This window comes from Streptomyces sp. CC208A (genome assembly GCF_030010625.1).
Taxonomy (GTDB): domain Bacteria; phylum Actinomycetota; class Actinomycetes; order Streptomycetales; family Streptomycetaceae; genus Streptomyces.
The window spans coordinates 1-22,475 of sequence record NZ_JASCXN010000040.1 but is presented as its reverse complement, the minus strand read 5'-3'; the positions used below and the strand labels follow the sequence as shown (position 1 = coordinate 22,475).

The window sequence follows — 22,475 nt, the reverse complement described above, 5'->3', positions numbered from 1 at the left end:
GCCGCGCCACAGGACTAGCTGTGCGTGCGCAGCAGCGTCCGCATCGTCCGCATGGCGACCGACAGGTTCGCCAGGTCGAAGGTGTCCGAGCCCTGGATCTCCTCCAGGGTCGTCCGGGCCCGGCCGAGGATCGCCGCGTTGTCCTCTTCCCACGCCTTGAAGCGCTCCTCGGGCGTCGAGGTGCCGTTGCCGGCGGCCAGGACGTCGGCGGTGAGCGCCGCGTGGGCGGCGAAGAGGTCCTCGCGGATGGAGGCGCGGGCCATGGACTGCCAGCGGTCGGACCGCGGCAGGTCGAGGATCCGGTCCATCAGGTCGGTGATCCGCAGCCGGTCGGCCAGGTCGTAGTAGACCTCGGCGACCTCCAGCGGGTCCTTCCCGGTGCGGTCGGCGGTCGCGACGACGTCGAGGATCGGGAAGGCGGACGAGAAGCCGGCGACGCGCAGCGCCAGCTCGTCCGGGACGCCGAAGCCGGTCAGCTCGTCGAGGATCGAGCGGTACCACTCCAGGTCCGAGCCGCGCAGCAGCCGCGGCAGCTGCCCCCAGACCTGCTCGACCCGCTCGGCGAAGAAGTCGATGGTCTCGCCGATCGCGAGCGGCTGCGGCCGGTTGTTGAGCAGCCAGCGGGTGCCGCGCTCGACGAGCCGGCGGGAGTGCAGCCGCATCCGGGTCTGGACCTCGGCCGGGACCTGGTTGTCGAGGGCCTCGACGGCGTCCCAGACCTCGGCGAGCCGGAAGATGGTCCGGGCCGCGGTGTGGGCCCGCACGATCTCCTCCATGGACGCGCCGGTCTCCTCGCGGAGGCGGTGCAGGAAGGTCGAGCCGCCGCTGTTGACGGTGTCGTTGACCAGGACGGTGGTGATGATCTCGCGGCGCAGCGCGTGGTGGTCGACGGCCTCGCCGAACTTCTCGCGCAGCAGCGTCGGGAAGTAGGCGTGGAGCAGCCCGGCCAGGTACGGGTCGTCGGGGAGCTCCGTACGGATCAGCTCCTCGGCCACCGTGATCTTGGTGTACGCGAGGAGGACCGCGATCTCGGGCTGGCTGAGGCCCCTCTCGTTGCTGAGCAGTTCACGGATCTGCCGGTCGTTGGGCAGGAACTCCAGCTGGCGGTCGAGCGCGCCCTCGCGGCCCAGGCGGCGCATGAAGCGCTGGTGGGCGTGGAGCAGGGAGGGCGACTGGGCGACGGCGTTGGCGAGGGCGACGTTCTGCGCGTAGTTGTTGCGCAGGACGAGCCGGCCGACCTCGTCGGTCATCTCGGCGAGGATCTTGTTGCGCTGCTTGACGGTCATGTCGCCCTCGGCGACGAGCCCGTTGAGCAGGATCTTGATGTTGACCTCGTGGTCGGAGGTGTCGACGCCGGCGCTGTTGTCGATGGCGTCGGTGTTGATCTTGCCGCCGGTGCGCTCGGGGCCGCCGGCGCGGGCGAACTCGATCCGGCCGAGCTGGGTGGCGCCGAGGTTGCCGCCCTCGCCGACGACCTTGGCGCGGACGTCCTGGCCGTCGACGCGGATGGCGTCGTTGGCCTTGTCGCCGACGTCGGCGTTGGACTCGGCGGAGGACTTCACGTAGGTGCCGATGCCGCCGTTCCACAGCAGGTCCACGGGGGCCTGGAGGATCGCCTTCATCAGTTCGGCCGGGGTCAGCTTGGTGACGCCGTCCTCGATGCCGAGCGCGGCCCGCATGTGGGCGTTGACCGGGATGGACTTGGCGGTACGGGGGTGGATGCCGCCGCCCGCGGACAGCAGCTCCGACTTGTAGTCGGCCCAGGAGCTGCGGGGCAGCTCGAAGAGGCGGCGGCGCTCGGCGTACGAGGTGGCCGCGTCCGGGGTCGGGTCGATGAAGATGTGGCGGTGGTCGAAGGCGGCCACGAGGCGGATGTGCTCGGAGAGCAGCATGCCGTTGCCGAAGACGTCGCCGGACATGTCGCCGACGCCGACGACGGTGAAGTCCTCGGTCTGGGTGTCGTGGCCCAGCTCGCGGAAGTGCCGCTTGACGGACTCCCAGGCGCCGCGGGCGGTGATGCCCATGCCCTTGTGGTCGTAGCCGGCGGAGCCGCCGGAGGCGAAGGCGTCGCCGAGCCAGAAGCCGTAGTCCTCCGCGACGCCGTTGGCGATGTCGGAGAAGGTGGCGGTGCCCTTGTCGGCGGCGACGACGAGGTAGGTGTCGTCCTCGTCGTGGCGGACCACGTCGACCGGGGGCACGACCTCGCCGGCGACCATGTTGTCGGTGATGTCGAGCAGGGCCGAGATGAAGGTCCGGTACGAGGCGATGCCCTCGGCCATCCAGGCGTCCCGGTCCACAGCGGGGTCCGGGAGCTGCTTGGCGACGAAGCCGCCCTTGGCGCCGACGGGCACGATGACGGTGTTCTTCACCATCTGCGCCTTGACCAGGCCGAGGATCTCGGTACGGAAGTCCTCGCGCCGGTCGGACCAGCGCAGGCCGCCTCGGGCGACCTTGCCGAAGCGCAGGTGGACGCCCTCGACGCGCGGCGAGTACACCCAGATCTCGAAGGCGGGGCGCGGCGCCGGCAGGTCGGGGATGGCCTGCGGGTCGAACTTCATGGAGACGTACGCGTGCGGCTCGCCGTCCTTCTTCTGGAAGAAGTTGGTCCGCAGGGTCGCCTTGATGACGGTGAGGAAGGACCGCAGGATCCGGTCCTCGTCGAGGCTGGCGACCTGGTCGAGGGCGCCGTCCAGCTCCTCCAGGATGCCGTCGATGAGCTCGGTGCCGGCGCGCTGCCGCTCCGGCGCCATCCGGGCCTCGAAGAGGGAGACGAGCAGCCGGGTGGTGTGGACGTTGTTGCGGAGGGTGTCCTCCATGTAGTCCTGGCTGAAGGGCGAGCCGGCCTGGCGCAGGTACTTGGCGTAGGCGCGCAGCACCATCGCCTCGCGCCAGGTGAGCCCGGCGGAGAGGACGAGGGAGTTGAAGTTGTCGTTCTCGGCCGCGCCGGTCCAGGTGGCGGCGAAGGCCTCCTGGAAGCGCTCGCGGGCGTCGTCGCCGGCGTAGTCGCCGCCGTTGCCGGTGGAGGCGGGCATCCGCAGGCCGAAGTCGTAGATCCAGGCGTGGGTGCGGTCGGCGCAGCGGAGCTCGTACGGGCGCTCGTCGGTGACCTCGACGCCGAGGCGGTTGAGGACCGGCAGGACGGCGGAGAGGGAGATCTGGTCGCCGACCTTGTAGATCTTGAAGCGGCGCTCGCCGGGTCCTGCGGCGACGGGCTCGTAGAGGGAGAGCGCGAAGTCCTTGCCGCTGGCGGTGAGGGCCTCCAGGTGGACCAGGTCGGCCACGGCGGCGCGCGGCGAGTGGTCGGCCTTGTAGCCCTCGGGGAAGGCGTTGCCGTAGCGGCGCAGCAGCTCGGCGGCGCGCTCCTCGCCCAGCTCGGCGTTGAGCGCCTCGCCGAAGCCGTCGGCCCAGGAGCGGGCGGCCTCGACGAGCCGGCCCTCGATGCGCTCGACGTCGGCGTCGGTGAGCTTGGCGAGCACGGTGCCGGGCTCGACGCGGACGACGAAGTGCAGGCGGGAGAGGATCGACTCGGTGTTCCAGGCGGTGAAGTCGACGCTGGTGCCGCCGAGCTCCTCCTTCAGGATCTCGATGATCCGCAGCCGGACGCGGGTGGTGTAGCGGTCGCGCGGCAGGTAGACGAGGGCCGAGTAGTAGCGGCCGTACTCGTCCTGGCGCAGGTAGAGCCGCAGCCGGCGCCGCTCCTGGAGGTAGAGGACGCTGGTGGCGATGGACTGGAGCTGGTCGACCGGGGTCTGGAACAGCTCGTCGCGCGGGTAGGTCTCCAGGATCTGGAGCAGGTCGCGGCCGTCGTGGCTGTTGGGGGAGAAGCCGGCGCCGGCCAGCACCTCCTGGACCTTGCGCTTGACGACGGGGACTCGGCGCACGGACTCGGTGTACGCGGCGGAGGAGAACAGGCCGAGGAAGCGGCGCTCGCCGATGACGTTGCCGTCGGCGTCGAACTTCTTCACGCCGACGTAGTCGAGGTACGAGGGGCGGTGGACGGTCGCGCGGCTGTTGGCCTTCGTCAGGATGAGCAGCTTGTGCTCGCGGGCCTTGGCGCGGGCGTCGGCGGGGAGCCGGCTGAAGGACGGGGAGACCGGGTGGGCGTGGTGGCCGGACTCGTTGTCGGTGTGGTGCGGGTCGGAGCGCAGGATGCCGAGGCCGGTGCCGGGGAGGGCGGCGAGCGCGTCGCCGTCCACGAGCTCGTACTCGCGGTAGCCGAGGAAGGTGAAGTGGTCGTCGGCGAGCCAGCGCAGCAGCTCCTGGGCCTCCTCGACCTCGGTGGGCCGCAGGTCGGAGGCGGTGGGCTCGGCGGGGAGGCCGTCGGCGATGCGCAGGGCGGCGTCGCGCATCTTCTCCCAGTCCTCGACGGCCTCGCGGACGTCGGAGAGGACGCGGAGCAGGTCGGAGGTGATCTGCTTGAGGTCGGCCTTGTCGGTCTCGCGGTCGATCTCGACGTGGATCCAGGACTCGGCGAGCGCGTCGTGCGGCAGCTCGCCGTGGATCTGGGTGGACAGGACCTCGATGAGCCTGCCGGTGATGTCACGGCGGACGAGGACCTGCGGGTGGATCACGACGTGGATGCCGCGGCCCTGGCGGGACAGCTCGTTGGTGACGGAGTCGACGAGGAACGGCATGTCGTCGGTGACGACCTCGACGACGGAGTGGCTGCTGGTCCAGCCGTTCTCCTCGACCGTCGGGGTCTGCACGCGGACGTTCGCGGTGCCCTGGGGACGGTTCTCCGCGAGCCGGTAGTGGGAGAGCGCGGCGCCGAAGACGTCCTCCGGGTCACGGTCGGCGAGGTCCTCGGGGGCGGTGTGCAGGTAGTAGCGCTGGAGGTAGTCGAGCACGGTGTCCCCGTCAGGGCGCTCGCCCTCCGGACCCGTCGGAAGTCGCCCCCCGACCGGGCTGTGCTCAGCTACGCGGGCGGCCCTCTCGAGCAGCTCGGCCTTTGCTTCGTCCAGCTTGGTCTGCATGTCCTCTGACTCCTGTCGCGCGCCGTTGCGTGACGTCGGTGGAAGAAAGGGCACAACGCCACGACGCGGTGATTCCGGTCGAAGGAGACGTTATGCCCGGATGAGAGATGCCCGGTGCGATATCGGCCACGGTGGGCGCCGCTTCCGGACGGAGAGGATCGGCGAACGCACCGTCGGCCCGGCCGCGTGAGCGGACCGGGCGGCAGCCGGGGGCCGCACTGCCCCCGCGGCGTATCGCGCTGATCACGGGAAAAGCCTATCGCTCAAGCCCCCTGCCCCGTCATGAGCCGTATGTGTACAAAAGCGAGGGGGGAAGTTTGACGTTCTGGACAGCGACACATGTCCCCTTGGCGGATCGCGCGGAACGGTGCAGCGTGGACCGCGGGCACGACGAAGGACCGACCAGCTCTGAATCGGGAGAGTCATGGCGAAGATCTTGATCGTGACAGGGGACGCGGCGGAGTCCCTGGAGGTGTTGTACCCGTACCAGCGTCTGCTCGAAGAGGGGTACGAGGTCGACATCGCGGCTCCGGCGCGCAAGCAGCTCCGGTTCGTGGTCCACGACTTCGAACCCGGTTACGACACGTACACGGAGAAGCCCGGCTACACCTGGCCCGCCGACCTCGCCTTCTCGGAGGTCGACCCGGGCGCCTACGCGGCGGTGGTGCTCCCCGGCGGCCGCGCCCCGGAGTACCTCCGCAACGACCCGGAGCTCCGGAAGATCCTCAAGGCGTTCTTCGACGCGGACAAGCCGGTGGCGCAGATCTGCCACGGCCCGCTGCTCACGGCGTCGGTCGGCGGCCTGGAAGGCCGCCGGGTGACGGCGTACCCGGCCCTCGAACCGGACATGCAGGCGGCGGGCGCGGACTTCCAGGACTCGGCGGCGGTCGTGGACGGCCTCCTCGTCTCCTCCCGCGCCTGGCCGGACCACCCGACGTGGATGCGCGAGTTCCTGAAGGTGCTGCGCGCGAAGGGCTGAGGAGGAACCGGAGGGGCGGTCCGCACGGACCACCCCGTACGGCTCAGGTCAGCTCCTCCGCGACGGCGACGGCCTCCTCCAGGGAGTCGACCACCGGCACGCCGACCCGCTCCAGGGAGCGCCTGCTGTGCGAGCCGCCGGTGAAGAGCACGGCCTTCGCGCCGACGTGCGACGCCGCCACCGCTTCGTCGGCGGCGTCGCCGATGACGACGACCCGCTCGGCGGAGACGGCCAGCGCCGCGAGGTGGCGCACCATGTGCGCGGACTTGCCGTCCGTGGACCGGTCGGTCCTGCCGTCGACCCGGACGAACCGCTCGGCGATCCCGTGCCGCCGCACCAGCGGCAGCAGATCGGCGTGGGGAGCCAGCGAGAGCAGCGACTGGGTGGCCCCGGCGGCCTGCCGGGCTGCCAGCAGCTCGGCGGCGCCCGCGGTCAGCCCGCAGTTCTCCGCCCGCGCCCCGTAGTGCCGGTGGAAGACCCCGTCCATCAGGGTCCACTCGGCGTCAGTGGGCAGCCGGCCCATCAGCCGCTCGTAGAACTTCGGCACCGGGACGGTGTACAGCTCGCGGTACCGCTCGAGCGTGAGCGGTTCGAGGCCGAGCTCCGCGAAGGCGGCGTTGGTGGCGCCGATGACGGCGGCGATGTCGTCGAGCAGGGTTCCGTTCCAGTCCCAGACCAGATGCTTCCCTTTGCGCTTCCCCATGGGACGACGGTACCGGCCGCCTCAGCCGAGCAGGGAGGGGATCTCCTGCACTCCGAACCAGAGCAGCTCGTGGTCCTCGGCGCCGTCCACGACGAACTGGGCGTCGTCGTCGCCCTGGTCGGCGGCGCCGAGCGCGGCGGCGGCCGCGGCGACGTCCGTCTCGGCGTCGTCCGCGTCGGCGTGCACGGCGGCGGCCTTGGCCAGGGGTACGGCCCCGGCGATCCGCACCTCGCCGATCGCGCCGGCGTCGAGCCCGCGGTCCGGGTCCGCGACGGCGTCCCTGTCGGCGACGTCGACCGCGACGACCACCCGGCGCCGCGGCGCCTCGGGGTCGCCCGCGACGAGCCGCAGCGAGGCGGCGGCGGCCCGGCTGAGCGCCGCGTACTCGAGCTCCTCGATGTCGTCGGAGACGTACCACTCGCGCAGCGCGGGCGTGACGGCGTAGGCGGTCAGCGGCCCGGGCCCCAGCTCCCCCGCCTTGTGCGCCTGTGCGAGACCGGGAAGGGTCAGAGGGACGTACACGCGCATGGCTGGCCGCTTTCGTAGTCGGAGACGCCCTCAGGATACGTCCGCCCCCGGGGCCCGGGGAGGCCCGCCCGTACCCCCGCGTCCCCCTGATAGGTGAATCACCCAGCGTGTCCACCCGGCCTTCCGGCCCCTTGCGTCCACCTCCGCCGACCCCGTACAAGATCCCCCACGGAAAGTTACCGACTGGTACCGCACGGTCACCCTCCGAAGGGATCCCCATGCCCCACCACGCCCCCGCCGCCCGCCTCGGACGCCGCATCCCCCACCCCCGGCCGGCCGCGGCCGCCGGCCGGGCCGCCGCCCCCTCCCGCCGGATCCTCCCCGTGCACACCGCCTTCGCCGAGCTGCTGCTCGCGGTGCTCAGCGGGGAGCGGCCGGTGCACTCGATGCTGGGCCTGGCCTCCGGGGAGGCGTACGAACAGCTGGTCAGGCTCGCGCCGAACGCCCCCCGGCACCGGTCCTTCGGCCCGCGCCCCGCCCTGCGGCGCTGTGCCGCCCAGCCGGGCGGCACCGACGGCACCGCCCTGGAGGTCTTCGCGTCCCTCGCCGCCGGACCCCGCGTCCGCGCCCTCGCGTTCCGCCTGGAACGCGGCCCCGACGACCGCTGGCGCTGCGCGGCCGTGGAGCTGGACGGCCTGGGGCCCCTCACCTCCGCTCACTCGTACGATGGCCCGTGACCGACCGACAAGATCGAAGGGGGGCGGATGGTGTCACTGGACACGTTCGCGAACATGTTTGTGGTGGTGGTCGTGGGCCCGGCGTGCCTGTGGCTCGGGGCGACGCGCATGCTCCGGTCGCCCGGGCCTCCGGCACCGGTGCACGGCCCCGTGTGGGTGGTCCGCCTCTGGGGTGTCGACTACGCGCTGGCCGGCCTGTTCCTCGCCGCCGAGGCGATGGGCCGGATGGCCGGCGAGGGGTGGGAGTGGCCCTCGGCCGCGATGCTCTGGATCTCCACACCGCTCCTGCTCGCCTCGGTCCTGATCTCGGGGGCGTTCTGGTGGAAGGAGCGCCGCGGCGGACGGACGGCGGGACGGGGCGCGAGCCACGAGGAGCCGCTGCGACCGTAGGCCGCTCCTCCGACCGACCGCACACGACACGAAGGGCCCGCCGGATCGTCTCCGGCGGGCCCTTCGTCACACGGCCGAGGTCACTTCTTGCGGCGGCGTCCGCCCGCGTTCTTCTGCGCCTTGCGGCGCTCCGCGCGGGTCATGCCGGCGCCGGACTCGTCGCCGTTCGCGAAGTCGCCCTCGACGACACCGCCGTCGCCGTCCACGGTCGGCGCGGAGAAGTGCAGCCGGTCCGGGCGCTGCGGCGCGTCGAGGCCCTTGGCGCGGATCTCCGGGCGGCCGCCGACCGCCGCCGGCTCGCCCTTGTCCAGGGACGGGGCGCCGGCCTGCACCGGGACCTCCTCGACCTGCTGCTCGACCTGGACCTCCAGGTTGAACAGGTAGCCGACGGACTCCTCCTTGATGCCCTCCATCATCGCGGTGAACATGTCGAAGCCCTCGCGCTGGTACTCGACCAGCGGGTCCTTCTGCGCCATGGCGCGCAGGCCGATGCCCTCCTGGAGGTAGTCCATCTCGTAGAGGTGCTCGCGCCACTTGCGGTCGAGGACCGAGAGTACGACCCGGCGCTCCAGCTCGCGCATGACCTCCGAGCCGAGCTGCGCCTCGCGCGCCTCGTACTGGGCGTGGATGTCGTCCTTGATGGACTCGGCGATGAACTCGGCGGTGATGCCCGCGCGGTCGCCCGCCGCCTCCTCCAGCTCCTCGACGGTGACCTTCACCGGGTAGAGCTGCTTGAAGGCGCCCCACAGCCGGTCGAGGTCCCACTCCTCCGCGAAGCCCTCGGCGGTCTCCTGGCGGATGTAGTCGTCGATGGTGTCGTCCATGAAGTGGCGGATCTGCTCGTGCAGGTCCTCGCCCTCCAGGACGCGGCGGCGCTCGCCGTAGATGACCTCGCGCTGCCGGTTGAGCACCTCGTCGTACTTCAGGACGTTCTTGCGCGTCTCGAAGTTCTGCGTCTCGACCTGCGACTGGGCGGAGGCGATGGCCCGGGTGACCATCTTGTTCTCGATCGGCACGTCGTCCGGCACGTTGGCCATGGCCATGACGCGCTCGACCATCTGCGCCTTGAAGAGGCGCATCAGGTCGTCGCCGAGCGACAGGTAGAAGCGGGACTCGCCGGGGTCGCCCTGACGGCCGGAACGACCGCGCAGCTGGTTGTCGATGCGGCGCGACTCGTGGCGCTCGGTGCCGAGCACGTAAAGCCCGCCGAGCTCCTTGACCTCCTCGAACTCCGCCTTCACGGCCTTCTCGGCGCGCTCCAGGGCGGCGGGGAGGGCCGCGGCCCACTCCTCGACGTGCTCGACCGGGTCCAGGCCCGCCTGGCGCAGCTCGGCCTCGGCGAGGTCGTCCGGGTTGCCGCCGAGCTTGATGTCGGTACCGCGGCCGGCCATGTTGGTGGCGACGGTGACGGCGCCGCGGCGGCCGGCCTGGGCGACGATGCTGGCCTCGCGCTCGTGGTGCTTGGCGTTCAGCACCTCGTGCGGGACGCCGCGCTTGGAGAGCTGCTGCGAGAGGTACTCGGACTTCTCGACGGAGGTGGTGCCGACGAGGACCGGCTGGCCCTTCTCGTGCTTCTCGACGATGTCGTCGACGACGGCGGCGAACTTGGCGACCTCGGTCCGGTAGATGAGGTCGGACTGGTCCTTGCGCTGCATCGGCTTGTTCGTCGGGATCGGGACGACGCCGAGCTTGTAGATCTGGTGGAACTCGGCCGCCTCGGTCATGGCCGTACCGGTCATGCCGGAGAGCTTGTCGTAGAGGCGGAAGAAGTTCTGGAGGGTGATCGTGGCGAGGGTCTGGTTCTCGTCCTTGATCGGCACGCCCTCCTTGGCCTCGATGGCCTGGTGCATGCCCTCGTTGTAGCGGCGGCCGGCGAGGATACGGCCGGTGTGCTCGTCGACGATCATGACCTCGCCGTCGATGACGACGTAGTCCTTGTCCTTCTTGAACAGTTCCTTCGCCTTGATGGCGTTGTTCAGGTAGCCGACGAGCGGGGTGTTGACCGACTCGTAGAGGTTGTCGATGCCGAGCCAGTCCTCGACCTTGGCGACGCCGGACTCGTGGATGCCGACCGTGCGCTTCTTCTCGTCGACCTCGTAGTCGCCGGTCTCCTCGATGCCCTTCAGCTGGTTGCCGGGCTCGCCCCTGGTGAGGCGGGTGACGAGCTTGGCGAAGTCGCCGTACCACTTGGTGGCCTGGTCGGCGGGGCCGGAGATGATCAGCGGCGTACGGGCCTCGTCGACGAGGATGGAGTCGACCTCGTCGACGCACGCGTAGTTGTGGCCGCGCTGGACGAGCTCGTCCTTCGACCAGGCCATGTTGTCGCGCAGGTAGTCGAAGCCGAACTCGTTGTTCGTGCCGTAGGTGATGTCGCAGTTGTACTGCTCGCGGCGCTGCGCCGGGGTCATGTTGGCGAGGATGCAGCCGACGGTCAGACCCAGGAACTTGTGGACCCGGCCCATGAGCTCGGAGTCGCGCTCGGCCAGGTAGTCGTTGACCGTGATCAGGTGCACGCCCTTGCCGGAGAGCGCGTTCAGGTACGCCGGGAGGGTGCCGACGAGGGTCTTGCCCTCACCGGTCTTCATCTCGGCGACGTAGCCGAGGTGCAGCGCGGCGCCGCCCATGATCTGAACGTCGTAGTGGCGCTGGCCGAGGACGCGCTTGGCGGCCTCGCGGACGGTCGCGAAGGCCTCCGGGAGCAGGTCGTCGAGGCTCTCGCCGTCGGCGTACCGCTGCTTGTACTCGTCCGTGAGCGCCCGCAGGTCGGCGTCGGAGAGGCTGACGAAGTCCTCTTCGATGGAGTTGACCTGGTCCGCGATGCGGTGCAGTTTGCGCAGGATCTTGCCTTCGCCTGCACGCATGAGCTTGTTGAAGACGGACACTGAGGCTGGTCTCCTTGCCGGTCGGGCCTGCACTGGGTCTTGTTCAGGGACACGAGCGCGGGCACGGCAGGTGGTCCCCACCGCAACGGCCATCGTAAGCGAGACCACCCTCGGGGAGGGAGGCCCGCAGGGCCGCCACCGCACGTACGCCCGGAAAGAGAACGTCCGAGACGGTCGGAAGGTGCCGCGGCTTCCGAAAAGTGTTCGCGTCCGTCCCGCGCCGTCCTCACAATCCGGGCATGGATCCCATCACCCTCACCACCGAGCGCCTCCGGCTCCGCGCCTTCGTCCCCGAGGACGAGGACATCGTGTACGCGCACTGCCAGGACCCCGCCATCCGCCGCTGGACGACCATGCCGGATCCGTACCCGCGCGAGGCCGCCGCCCTCTTCGTGAACCAGCTCGTCCCGCAGGGCTGGCGGGACGACTCCGACTACGCCTTCGCCGTCGAACCGCTGGACGGCGGCCCCCTGTTCGCCGCCACCGGCCTGCACAACCGGGGCCCCGGCGTCTGGGAGGTCGGCTTCTGGCTGGCCCCCGAGAAGCGGGGCCGGGGCTATATGACGGAGGTGGTACGGGCGGTCGCCCACTGGGCCTTCACCGGCCTCGGCTGCGTACGGCTGACCTGGCGGGCCGAGATCGGCAACACCGGCTCCCGCGCGGTCGCCGAGCGGGTCGGCTTCACCGTGGAGGGCGTCCAGCGGGCGGGCCTGGTCCACAGCGGCACGCTCCGGGACGCCTGGGTCGGCTCGCTGCTCCCCTCCGACTTCGGCCTGCCGAGCCCCGTGCCGTACCTGCCGCCCCGGGAGGCGCCGGCGCCGGTCGACCCCCGGGCGGCCTCCCCGGAGGACCCCGGCACTGTCAGTCCCGGGGCCTAGGGTTTCCGCATGACGACCGTGCCGATGCCCGCCCAGAAATCCGTCCCCAAGACCGTCGCCGCGCTCTCCGCCGCCGAGGCCCGCCGGATCGCCCTGCGCGCCCAGGGCTTCCTCGGGGCCCCGGACCGGCGGGCCGGGGTGCGGGGCGTACTCCGTCACCTCGGCCAGGTGCAGCTGGACACCATCTCGGTCCTGGCCCGCTCGCACGAGCTCATCCCGTACGCGCGCCTGGGCGCGGTCGGCCGCTCCGCGGTGGAGGAGGCGTACTGGTCCGACGGTCACGCCTTCGAGTACTGGTCGCACGCCGCCTGCATCCTGCCGGTCGAGGAGTGGCCGCTCTTCGCCTTCCGCCGCCGCGCCTACCGCGCCCGCCCGCACTGGTACCACGAGCTGTCGGACGGCTCCTACGCCAAGGTGATCGACCAGCTGCGGGCCGAGGGCCCGCGCACGGCGACGGAGCTCGGCGGCGCCAAGAACAAGGGCGAGTGGTGGGACTGGTCCGACACGAAGATCGCGGTCGAGCGGGCGCTGATGTACGGCGAGGTCGTGGTCACCGAGCGGCGCGGCTGGAAGCGGGTGTACGACCTGGCGGAGCGCGCGATCCCCGAGGCGCTGCTCCACGACGACCTGGACGACGCCGAGTGCGTGCGGCGCCTGGTCCGGCAGGCGGGCGAGGCGCTGGGCGTCGGCACCCGCGCGGACATCGCCGACTACCACCGGCTGAAGGGCGAGCAGTTCGACGCGGTGGTGGCGGACTCGGGGCTCGTGCCGGTGACGGTGGAGGGCTGGGGGAAGCCGGCCTGGGCGGACCCGGCCGCGCTGGCCTCGGAGCCGCGCGGCCGGCACCGCACGACGCTTCTCTCCCCCTTCGACTCGCTGATCTGGGAGCGGGCGCGGACGGAGCGGATCTTCGGCTTCACCCACCGTCTGGAGGCGTACGTGCCGAAGCCGAAGCGGGTGCACGGCTACTTCGCGATGCCGGTCCTCGCCGGCGGCCGCCTGGTCGGCCGGGTGGATCCGGCCCGTGAGGGCCGCACCCTGGTCGCCAAGCAGATCTCCCTCGACGGCCCGAAGGCCGTCCCGGCCGTCGCCCAGGCCCTCCGCGAGGCCGCCGAGTGGGTCGGCTGCGAGTCGGTGCGCGTCGAGCGCGTCACCACTCCGGAACTGGCCCCGCTCCTGACCAGGGCCCTGGACGCATAGGCCCCCGTACGGGCCCTGGACGCGTAGACCCCGTCAGGGCCCTGGGCCCGGGGGCCTAACGGATCTCCAGGATCTTCTCCCGCATCGCGTACACCACGGCCTCCATCCGGGAGTGCAGCTGCAGCTTCTCCAGGATGTTCCGCACGTGGTTCTTCACGGTGTTCTCGGAGATACTGCATCTCCCGGGGGGCGACCCCCGGACCCCCAGCAGCCAGGCCCGGCTGCCGAGCCTCAGCGGATCTCCAGGATCTTCTCCCGCATCGCGTACACCACGGCCTCCATCCGGGAGTGCAGCTGCAGCTTCTCCAGGATGTTCCGCACGTGGTTCTTCACGGTGTTCTCGGAGATGAAGAGCTCCTTGGCGATGTCGCGGTTGTTCATGCCGGTGGCGACGAGCTTGAGGACCTCCAGTTCGCGGTCGGTGAGCCGGGGCGCGGGGACGAGGCGGCGCTCGTCGGTGCGCTGGATCATCGACTTGAACTCGGTGAGGAGCTTGGAGGCCATGGAGGGGCTGATCTGGGACTGGCCGTCGGCGACGGCGCGGATCGCGGTCGCCACCTCGTCGGTGGAGATCTCCTTGAGGAGGTAGCCGGTCGCCCCCGCCTTGATGGCGTCGTAGAGGTCCGCCTCCTCGTCGCTGATCGTCAGCATGATGATCTTCGCGCTGGGGGCGACCTCCTTGATGGAGGTGCACGCCTCGATGCCGCCGCGCCGGGGCATCCGCACGTCCATCAGGACGATGTCGGGCAGCAGGTCCGCCGCCTTGTCGACCGCCTCCGCCCCGTCCCCGGCCTCGCCGACGACCTGGATGTCCTCCTCCTGGGCGAGGACGATCTCGAGGCCGCGGCGGAAGAGGGCGTGGTCGTCCACCACCAGGACCCGGATCGGCTCCTTGCGAGAGGCCCCGCTGGCCGATTCCGTTTCTTCCGGAGCACCCTCATGCGCGAGCGCACCGCGCTCGTGCCCGCTGAGTACCGGGCCGAAGCTGTCTGCCATCGTTCCTCCCCCTGAAGGCCGTGGCCTGAATTCGTTTCCGGTCCTCCAACCACTGCCCGGGAAGCACCGGTTGGCGTGCACGCCATGATTTCATGCCCCGGCACCGGCGGGGTGGCCGCAGGGGCGCACAGGGGTGCCCCTGGGGGGCGCGGGGAGCGCTCCAGGGGCACCGGAGGCGGGTCGACCGATCGGCCGTTCGACGGGTCAGCCGCCGAGCGCGCCGCCCGCTCCGCCGCTGTTCTCGGCGAGCGGGTCGTTCTCCAGGTGGATGACGCCGTAGTCGTAGGCGTGGCGCCGGTAGACGACGCTCGGCTGCTTGGTCTCGGCGTCGACGAAGAGATAGAAGTCGTGGCCGACCAGTTCCATCTCGTAGAGGGCCTGATCGAGCCCCATGGGGGCGGCCCGGTGCGTCTTCTCGCGGACCACCAGCGGGCCTTCGCCCTGTACCTCGATCGACCCCATCATCGTGGTGGTCACCTCGCCGCCGGTCTCGTCGGCGACGAGCTTGCCCTGGCCGTTCAGCTGGGCGACACCGGGCACGACGTCGGCGACCTCCGCCGCGGAGAGCCGTCCCGTGCCCCGTCGGGTGAAACGCTTGTCGTGCTGCTTGCGGAGCCGCGCCTCCAGCTTGTCACTGGCCAGGTCGAGGGCCGCGTACGGGTCGCCGGCCGACGCTTCCGCCCGGATGACCGGGCCTCGGGAGTGGAGGGTGATCTCCACGCGGTCGGACCGGTCGGCCTGCCGCGGGTTGTGCTCCTTGGACACCTCGACGTCGAGGCTGATCACCTTGCCGTCGAGCTTCTGGATCTTCTCCAGCTTCAGCTTCTCGGCCACGTGCTTGCGGAACCGCTCGGGCACCTCGGTCTTGCGGCCCTTGACGACGATGTCCACGCAGAACTCCGTTCCCGGATCGCCCGACGGCTCCTAGGCCGGCGGGCATTCCCTTTGCACCAGCCCCGGCGGTCTCACCGGAGCTCGGACTTGGCGACTTCGACCTCCTCCTCCCCAGTCGACAAGATCGCCACCCCGTCGACGGGAGGTTAATTCGCCCTGAACTCCTGTCCTGTAGGCGCAACCATGTATGCGGTCGAGGGCGGGCATTCACCGTTCCTCACAACCGAACATAGCCCCTTCGGACGGGTGTCGGCACCCGCTACCGCGACTTACCTCCATTCGGATGCTTTCACCTCTCACCACCTGCAACGATGCAAGTTCATGGCGAGTTCCGGTTTATTTCGAACGAGGCGGGAGAGGATGCGATTACAGCCGCCACCCGCTGTTCGAATTCATGCTGCGCGGAATCGCCTCCGGGCCTCCCCGCCGCCCCGGAGGTGAACGGAGGGTGTACGGCTCCGAGGGCGCGCGCCGCCTCCGCGAGCGTCGCCCCGGTGGTCATCAGGTCGTCCACGAGGACCACCCGTCCGGCCGCCAGGAGACGCCCGCCACCCGGCACCACCTCCAGCGCCCCGGCCAGGTTGGCCCGCCGCCCGCGCGCCCCGAGACCCGCCTGGTCCGCCACGGCCCGCCGCTGCCGCAGCACCGGCACCACCCGGGCCGGCCTCCCCGCCCGCCGCAGCCGCGCCGCCGCGGCCAGCGCCACCCGCCGCATCGGATCGTGCCCCCGTGCCCGCACCGAGCGCCGCGAGGACGGCACCGGCACCAGGAGCAGCGGGCGCCCCGCACCGGCGCCCGCACCCGCACCCGCACCCGCCCCTGCGGCCTCCACGACCCCCGCGAGCGCCCCGCCGAACGCCCCCGCGAGCCCCAGCGCCCCGCGCTCCTTGTGCGCGATCAGCAGCGCCCGTACCGCCCCTTCGTACGGCACGGCCGCCCGCACCACCGGCAGCCCCGGCGGCTCCGGCACGGGCCGCACCCGCACGCCCCCCGCCGCACCACCGGCCAGCGCACCCGCGCACCGCGCGCACAGCCCCGTCCGAGGCTCCCCGCAGCCCTCACAGGCGGCGGGCAGCACCAGCCCGGACATCTCCCGCCACCAGCCCCGCACACCTCCACTGTGGCCGCCGCCGAGAGCCCCCGCCACCCCTGTGGACAACACCCTGTGGACAACGCGTAAGGGCCTCCCCGGCCAGGGGGAGGCCCTTACGCGCGGAAAGCCGCCTTACCCGGGATAGACCGGCGCGGTCCCGGCCTTCACCAGCGGCTGCCAGTTCGCCCCCGGCAACAGCCGCACGATGCCGTCGTTGCCGGAGGCCGCGATCAGCGGCTCGGTCTCCTTGTGCGGCGCGGCCACCGCGTTGACCTCGTTCAGGCCCGGCAGGACCGAGCTCGCGGAGGTGGAGCCGTCGGTCTGGAGGTAGCGGATCTGCTGCACGCCGCCGGCTTCCCGGCCGACCACGACCAGCCGGCTCGGCCCCGCCCAGGAGACGGCCAGGACCGACTCCATGCGCGGCGCGGCCGCCTGGAGGCCCTCCACGGACACGACCTGTGCGTCGGCACCGTCCTGCCGCTCGATCCGCCCGATCTGGAGGGTGGTCCGCCCGTCCCGGGTGATCAGGAGCGCGATCCGCACCCCGTCCGCCGAGACCCGCAGCGACTCGACCCGGGTGCCCTCCGTCAGCCACGGCGTGCGGACCTCGATCCACTCGCCGGTGCCGTCGGGGACCACCACGAGGCGCTGGTGCCCCGGAGCCCGGTCGGCGACCCACAGGTCGCCCCGCCCGTCCCAGCTGGGCTGCGAGAGCCGGTTCTCCGGCGCCACCGTGGGCCCCGCCTTGCTCTTGAGCACCGCCGGCAGATCCTCCTGCTCGGTGGTGATCGAGGAGACGTACAGGGTGCTGCCGTCCTTGGAGACGGCGGCCGCCCGGGTCCCGCCCCTGGCCACGGCGACCGAACCCAGCGGCACCGTGCCCTTGCCCAGCGGTCCCGGCACCTCCTTCGTCGGCTGGACGCCGTCCTTCCCGCCGGGGACGAGCGCCGTCATCCGGCCCTGGCCGTCGACGAAGTACGGGGTCTCCTCCTGCCCCGTCTCCCGGACCGCCCGGAACTCCGCCGCCTGCCCGGCCCCGAGCCGGCACACCGCCTTGTTGTCGACGTCCTGGAGCTCCACCTGGTCGATCTGGACCGAGGGCAGGTCGCCGAGGGTGACGAGCATCTGCGCCGCCATCCGCCGGCACACCTCGCCGCCGAACCGGTCGCCCTTCACGTCCAGCGGTACCCGCAGCGTGGACTGGTCGTCCGTGGGCAGCGAGGTGACGTCCTTCTTCAGCCCCACACCGGTCGGGAAGGGCGAGTCGACGGCCGGCCGCAGCCAGTTCGTCGGCCCCTCCAGGAGCGCCTTGACGGTCTGGGTCACCGGGTCCATGCGGGTGACCGGGTCCTGTCGCTGCCGGATGTAGACCGGGTCGGCGACCAGCCAGTTCTCACCGGAGGCGAAGTAGTACGTGTTCACCGACCGGTAGTTCCGCAGGAAGTCGGCCTCGCCCAGCACCAGACCGGGCGGCAGGGCGTCGATCCGCCACTCCTTGTCCTTGCCGTCGGCGACCGTCTCCTCCACGACGTGGATCGTCTGCGCGTACTTCGCCGGGCTGCTCGGCCGGTACGCGTGCCGGGCGTCCACGGTCGCGATCTTCCGGCCGGTGATCGGGATGGAACGGCCCTGGTTCTCGGGGTCCGCGTCGCGGTCGGCCTGCTCGCGGTCGGGCGCGGTGGCGAGCACGGTGATGCTCTGCTCCGGCTTCCAGTTCTTGGCGGCCTGCCGGGTCAGGTACTTGCGGGCGGTCGCGAAACCGGGGTCGTCACTGGTCATGGCCTCCAGGAAGCCGTCGACGATCTCGTGCGGGTTCGCGTTCTCCCGGGGGGCGACCGCGTAGACCCGCACCTGCGCGTCGCCGGGGTTGGCCCCGCGTACCGCCTGCACGTCGCCGCTGTCGGGCATCGTGGCGCAGCCCGTCGCCAGGAGTCCACCGCAGGCGGCGAGCACCAGCGCCCGTCCGCCGTGTCCCCGCCCCGCCCGTGCCCGCCGCACGTCAGCGCTCACCTGTGCCGTCCTCCCGCTCCGTGTTCCCCACCGCGTCCGTGCCCTGCCCGGCCTCCGTCTCCGACGCCGTACGGGCCACCACCCGGGCGCCGTTGCCGGGCAGCGCCGCCGGGTCGACGTCGACGGCCGTACGCGGCGGCCCCGGTATCCGCAGCCCCACGGGGGGCAGCGGAGGCCGCTCCCCCGCCGGCTGGACCGGCACCCCCGCAGTGGTCCGGCCGGTGTCCTGCGCCCGCCCCACGGCGGCCTGCTCCCGGTTGCGCCGGGAGTCCTCGGGCTCCAACGGTATCGGCGAGCCCCGCAGCGGCTCGTCGGCCGTGCGCGGCAGCGTGAGCCGGAACTGCGAACCGCCACCGGGCTCGCCCCAGGCCTGGAGCCAGCCGCCGTGCAGCCGCGCGTCCTCCACCGCGATCGACAGGCCGAGGCCCGTTCCTCCGGTGGTACGCGCGCGTGCCGGGTCGGCCCGCCAGAACCGGTTGAAGACCCGGGTCGCCTCGCCCGGCTTCAGACCGACGCCGTAGTCGCGTACGGCGACGGCGACGGCCCCGCCGGCCGCGGCCAGCTTCACCACGACGTCCCGGCCCTCGCCGTGCTCGACCGCGTTGACCACCAGGTTCCGCAGCACGCGCTCGACCCGGCGGGCGTCCGCCTCGGCCACCACGGGCTGCTCGTCGCCGACGACGACGATGCGGGTGCCCTTCCGTTCGGCCAGCGGCTCGGCGCCGCCTATGACCCGGCGCACCACCTGCCGCAGGTCGATCGGCTCGGCCTCCAGGGCGGCGGCGCCCGCGTCGAAGCGGCTGATCTCCAGGAGGTCGGAGAGCAGCGACTCGAAGCGGTCGAGCTGGTCGCCGAGGAGTTCCGCGGAGCGCGCGGTGACGGGATCGAAGTCGACGCGGGCCTCGTGGATGACGTCGGCCGCCATCCGGACGGTGGTCAGCGGCGTCCGCAGCTCGTGCGAGACGTCCGAGACGAACCGCCGCTGCATCCGCGACAGCTCCTCCAACTGCTGGATCTTGAGCTGGAGGTTCTGCGCCATCTTGTTGAAGGCCTCGCCGAGGCGCGCGATGTCGTCCTCGCCGGTGACCTTCATCCGCTCCTGGAGCCCGCTGGCCGCCAGCCGCTCGGCCACCCCCGCGGCCATCCGCACCGGCGTGACGACCTGCCGCACCACGAACCAGGAGATCGCCCCGAGCAGCACCACCAGGAACAGCCCGGCGGTCGCCAGGGTGCCCTTGACCAGGGCGAGCGAGTCCGCCTCCTGGCTCAGCGGGAAGAGGTAGTACAGCTCGTACTGCTTGCCCTCGGTGTCGTTGAGCCGCTTGCCGATGACGAGCCCCGGCTCGGACGGCTTGTCGCTGGTGTAGTGGATGCGCCCGAACTTCTGGAAGGTGCCGTTGCCGTACGCGACCGAGTGCCGCAGGGCGACGGGCACGGACCGCACGGGGTCGACCTCGCCGGAGGCGCGGGCGCCCCGGCTCGCGGTGTCGCCGGCGTCCAGGGAGAGCGCCACCACGTTGAAGGCGTTCTGTCCGCCGCTGGCCAGCTGCTCGACGAGCGTGGAGCGCCAGTTCACCGAGGAACCGGCACGCCCGCCGTCCTGCCCGGGCCCGGACGGCGTGGTCGCCGCCCGGTCCTGCGCGGCGGAGAAACCGCCCGCGGCCTGGATCTGGGCGGCCTTCTCCTTGGTGTCGAGCAGACCGTTGCGGACCTGCCCGATGACGACCAGGCCGAGGAGCAGGACGACGCCGAGGGACATCAGGAGGGTGCCCGCGACGACCCGCAGCTGGATGTTGCGCCGCCACAGCCGTACGGCGGGCAGCAGCGGCCGTCGCACCAGTCGGGCGACGATCCGGAAGATCCGCCCGCCCGGCGCCCGGTCCTGGAGGAGCCGTCCGCCACGCGTCAGGCGGCCGGAACGCGAGCCCCCCCGCCCCGGTCCGGCAGCCCGCCCCGTACGGCCCCCGGGGTCCCGGGACTCCGGAGCAGCACTGCCCATGCTCATATCAGCTCGGTCCCGCCTTGTAACCGACGCCGCGGACGGTCACCACGATCTCCGGCCGCTCCGGGTCCTTCTCGACCTTCGAGCGCAGCCGCTGGACGTGCACGTTCACCAGCCGGGTGTCGGCCGCGTGCCGGTAGCCCCAGACCTGCTCCAGGAGCACCTCACGGGTGAACACCTGCCACGGCTTGCGTGCGAGCGCGACCAGCAGGTCGAACTCGAGCGGCGTCAGGGCGATGGACTGCCCGTCCCGCTTCACGGAGTGCCCGGCCACGTCGATGACCAGGTCACCGATGGTGAGCTGCTCCGGCGCGGGCTCCTCGGAGCGCCGCAGCCGCGCCCGGATGCGGGCGACGAGCTCCTTCGGCTTGAACGGCTTGACGATGTAGTCGTCGGCCCCGGACTCCAGGCCCACGACGACGTCGACGGTGTCGCTCTTGGCCGTCAGCATCACGATGGGCACACCAGACTCGGCCCTGATGAGCCGGCACACCTCGATGCCGTCCCGTCCGGGCAGCATCAGGTCGAGCAGCACCAGGTCCGGCTTGGCCTCCCGGAATGCGGCGAGAGCCTTGTCGCCGTCCGCGACGAACGACGGCTCGAACCCTTCACCCTTGAGCACGATCCCGAGCATCTCGGCCAGTGCGGTGTCGTCGTCGACGACGAGAACGCGTCCCTTCATATCGACATCATCCCATTTCCGTATCGGTCCCAAGGCGGCTGGTGAGATACCTCACCGATCTGCGGCGACGCCCTGTCGCCCGCCGTGAACAGCTGGTTTCTGTGGGTGCCGATGCCAGACATGGATGCCACCCCCGGCCCCCCGCGGTCGCCCTGCACCGTACCCCGTCCCGGCCCGAACGCCCATGCCCGGAGACATACCGCGCCCCCGGTACGCGTCCCCTGCCGCCCCCTCCGTCGGCGCCGTTCCGCCCGGTCCGCCGCGAGGCCCCCATGACACGATGGCAGCCGGCTCGCCGCCCGCTCCTGGACGGCCGCCGTGACCGAGCCGGTTCGCCGACCGGCACCGCGACCCGAACCTCCGAGGTGGACGACCGTGAACGACACTCCGGGCTGGAACTCGCCCGGATCCGCCCCTTCCGACGGCCAGGACGGCTCCGCTCCCCAGTGGGCGAAGGACCAGCCGCCCGCCGGACAGTGGTCCCCGCCCCCGGGCGGCCCGACCCCGCCTCCCCCGCCCCCCGGCCACGGCTGGGGAAACCTTCCCCCTCAGCGGGGCTGGGGCGGCTACGGCCCCCCGCAGGCCCCGAAGCCGGGTGTGATCCCCCTCCGCCCCCTGGGCGTCGGTGAGATCCTCGGCGCCTCCCTGGCGACCCTCGGACGGCACTGGCGGACGGTTCTGGCCGTCACGGTCCCCGTGGCCGTCGTGACCCAGGCCGCCCTCGTCCTCGTCCAGCGCCACCTCTCCGTGGCATCACCGCCCCTGCACGCGGACGCACCCCCGGCCGAACAGCTGGAGGCCCTCTCCTCGTACCTCCGGGCCTCCCTCACCGAGCAGGCGGCGAGCATGCTGCTCTCCGTGGCCGCCTCGGTCTTCGTCAGCGCCCTGCTGACGATCGTGGTCGGCCGGGCCGTCCTCGGCCGCTCGGTCACTCTCTCCGAGGCATGGCGGGAGGCGGCCCCCCGGCTGCCCCAGCTCCTCGTCCTCTCCCTGGCCCTGCCGCTGGGCGCCGGACTCCTCGCCTTCGTGGCCATGCTCCCGGGCCTGCTCCTCGGCGGCGCCGGAGGCGCGGCCCTCGCCGTCCTCGGCGGAACGACCGCCGTCCTCGTCATCATCTGGCTGCTGATCCGCTTCAGCCTGGCCTCCCCGGCCCTCATGCTGGAACGCCAGGGCATCATCCCCGCGCTGAAGCGCTCGGCGAAGCTGGTCGACGGCTCCTGGTGGCGGATCTTCGGCATCACCATGCTGACCCAGCTCCTCGTCATGCTCTTCATGGTGCTCCTGGCGATCCCGTTCACCCCGATCGCCGCCGGCGTCGGCGGCATCGACCTCGGTGAACTGACCACCTCCGGCTTCGAGTTCAGCTGGACCTATCTGATCGTCATGGGCATCAGCGGAGTCATCGGCAGCGCCCTCGCCTACCCGGTCACGGCCGGTGTCGCGGTCCTCCTGTACGTGGACCAGCGCATCCGCCGGGAAGCCCTGGACCTGGAACTCATCAAGGCCGCCGGCTCCATCGACAACTGAAGCGGTACACCCCGGGGTTCCAGCGGAACCCCGGGGCCACCCGTAAGCAAAAACGGGCCCA

General features: G+C 71.8%; 15 protein-coding genes and 2 pseudogenes. 6 read left to right on the top strand and 11 right to left on the bottom strand.

Annotated elements, in window-relative coordinates:
- Nucleotides 1-14 precede the first annotated feature (14 nt).
- Nucleotides 15-4,973, bottom strand: coding sequence for an NAD-glutamate dehydrogenase (locus QK442_RS31255; RefSeq protein WP_282697469.1), 4,959 nt, complete (start codon nucleotides 4,971-4,973; stop codon nucleotides 15-17).
- Nucleotides 4,974-5,397: 424 nt separating this feature from the next.
- Here QK442_RS31255 and QK442_RS31250 point away from each other — a divergent pair, with 424 nt between their 5' ends.
- A complete protein-coding gene (locus QK442_RS31250; RefSeq protein WP_282697468.1) occupies nucleotides 5,398-5,952 on the top strand; it encodes a DJ-1/PfpI family protein in 555 nt (184 codons plus the stop codon).
- Between the two features lie 43 nt (nucleotides 5,953-5,995).
- Here QK442_RS31250 and QK442_RS31245 read toward each other — a convergent pair whose 3' ends face one another.
- Together QK442_RS31245 and QK442_RS31240 are read right to left on the bottom strand one after the other, a co-directional pair.
- On the bottom strand, nucleotides 5,996-6,655 hold the full coding sequence (locus tag QK442_RS31245; protein WP_282697467.1) for an HAD family hydrolase: 660 nt from the start codon (nucleotides 6,653-6,655) through the stop codon (nucleotides 5,996-5,998).
- Between the two features lie 21 nt (nucleotides 6,656-6,676).
- The gene (locus QK442_RS31240) at nucleotides 6,677-7,183 is read right to left on the bottom strand and encodes a hypothetical protein (RefSeq protein ID WP_282697466.1); all 507 of its coding nucleotides are present in this window, start codon (nucleotides 7,181-7,183) and stop codon (nucleotides 6,677-6,679) included.
- A gap of 218 nt (nucleotides 7,184-7,401) precedes the next feature.
- On the opposite strand from QK442_RS31240, the gene QK442_RS31235 reads away from it, so the two are divergent.
- Entirely contained in the window at nucleotides 7,402-7,860 is a 459-nt protein-coding gene (locus QK442_RS31235; protein ID WP_282697465.1) for an Rv3235 family protein, read from the top strand.
- A gap of 27 nt (nucleotides 7,861-7,887) precedes the next feature.
- Nucleotides 7,888-8,250: a hypothetical protein gene (locus QK442_RS31230; protein ID WP_282697464.1), complete on the top strand. Its 363-nt coding sequence runs from the start codon at nucleotides 7,888-7,890 to the stop codon at nucleotides 8,248-8,250.
- 80 nt (nucleotides 8,251-8,330) lie between these two features.
- Here the strand turns inward: QK442_RS31230 and secA are convergent, their stop codons facing one another.
- Entirely contained in the window at nucleotides 8,331-11,132 is a 2,802-nt protein-coding gene (gene secA / locus QK442_RS31225; protein ID WP_282697463.1) for a preprotein translocase subunit SecA, read from the bottom strand.
- Nucleotides 11,133-11,371: 239 nt separating this feature from the next.
- Here secA and QK442_RS31220 point away from each other — a divergent pair, with 239 nt between their 5' ends.
- Nucleotides 11,372-12,010 (top strand): GNAT family N-acetyltransferase, encoded by a 639-nt coding sequence (locus QK442_RS31220; protein ID WP_282697462.1) that lies wholly within the window; start codon nucleotides 11,372-11,374, stop codon nucleotides 12,008-12,010.
- Between the two features lie 9 nt (nucleotides 12,011-12,019).
- Entirely contained in the window at nucleotides 12,020-13,210 is a 1,191-nt protein-coding gene (locus QK442_RS31215; protein ID WP_282697461.1) for a crosslink repair DNA glycosylase YcaQ family protein, read from the top strand.
- Nucleotides 13,211-13,265: 55 nt separating this feature from the next.
- On the opposite strand, the pseudogene QK442_RS31210 reads toward QK442_RS31215, so the two are convergent.
- The 7 genes and pseudogenes from QK442_RS31210 to mtrA form a co-directional block, all read right to left on the bottom strand.
- A pseudogene (locus QK442_RS31210) lies at nucleotides 13,266-13,382 on the bottom strand (LuxR C-terminal-related transcriptional regulator); the annotation flags it as partial.
- Between the two features lie 59 nt (nucleotides 13,383-13,441).
- A pseudogene (locus tag QK442_RS31205) lies at nucleotides 13,442-14,119 on the bottom strand (response regulator transcription factor); the annotation flags it as partial.
- Between the two features lie 291 nt (nucleotides 14,120-14,410).
- Nucleotides 14,411-15,097 (bottom strand): ribosome-associated translation inhibitor RaiA, encoded by a 687-nt coding sequence (raiA, locus tag QK442_RS31200; protein WP_282697459.1) that lies wholly within the window; start codon nucleotides 15,095-15,097, stop codon nucleotides 14,411-14,413.
- Between the two features lie 322 nt (nucleotides 15,098-15,419).
- Nucleotides 15,420-16,211: a ComF family protein gene (locus QK442_RS31195; RefSeq protein WP_282697458.1), complete on the bottom strand. Its 792-nt coding sequence runs from the start codon at nucleotides 16,209-16,211 to the stop codon at nucleotides 15,420-15,422.
- Between the two features lie 114 nt (nucleotides 16,212-16,325).
- A complete protein-coding gene (locus tag QK442_RS31190; RefSeq protein ID WP_282697495.1) occupies nucleotides 16,326-18,101 on the bottom strand; it encodes an LpqB family beta-propeller domain-containing protein in 1,776 nt (591 codons plus the stop codon).
- 91 nt (nucleotides 18,102-18,192) lie between these two features.
- Nucleotides 18,193-20,208: an MtrAB system histidine kinase MtrB gene (mtrB, locus tag QK442_RS31185; protein ID WP_282697457.1), complete on the bottom strand. Its 2,016-nt coding sequence runs from the start codon at nucleotides 20,206-20,208 to the stop codon at nucleotides 18,193-18,195.
- 1 nt (nucleotide 20,209) lies between these two features.
- Entirely contained in the window at nucleotides 20,210-20,887 is a 678-nt protein-coding gene (gene mtrA, locus QK442_RS31180) for a two-component system response regulator MtrA (RefSeq protein WP_030498730.1), read from the bottom strand.
- A gap of 375 nt (nucleotides 20,888-21,262) precedes the next feature.
- Between mtrA and QK442_RS31175 the strand changes: the two genes are divergently transcribed.
- Nucleotides 21,263-22,414, top strand: coding sequence for a hypothetical protein (locus tag QK442_RS31175; protein ID WP_282697456.1), 1,152 nt, complete (start codon nucleotides 21,263-21,265; stop codon nucleotides 22,412-22,414).
- The last annotated feature ends 61 nt before the right edge of the window (nucleotides 22,415-22,475 follow it).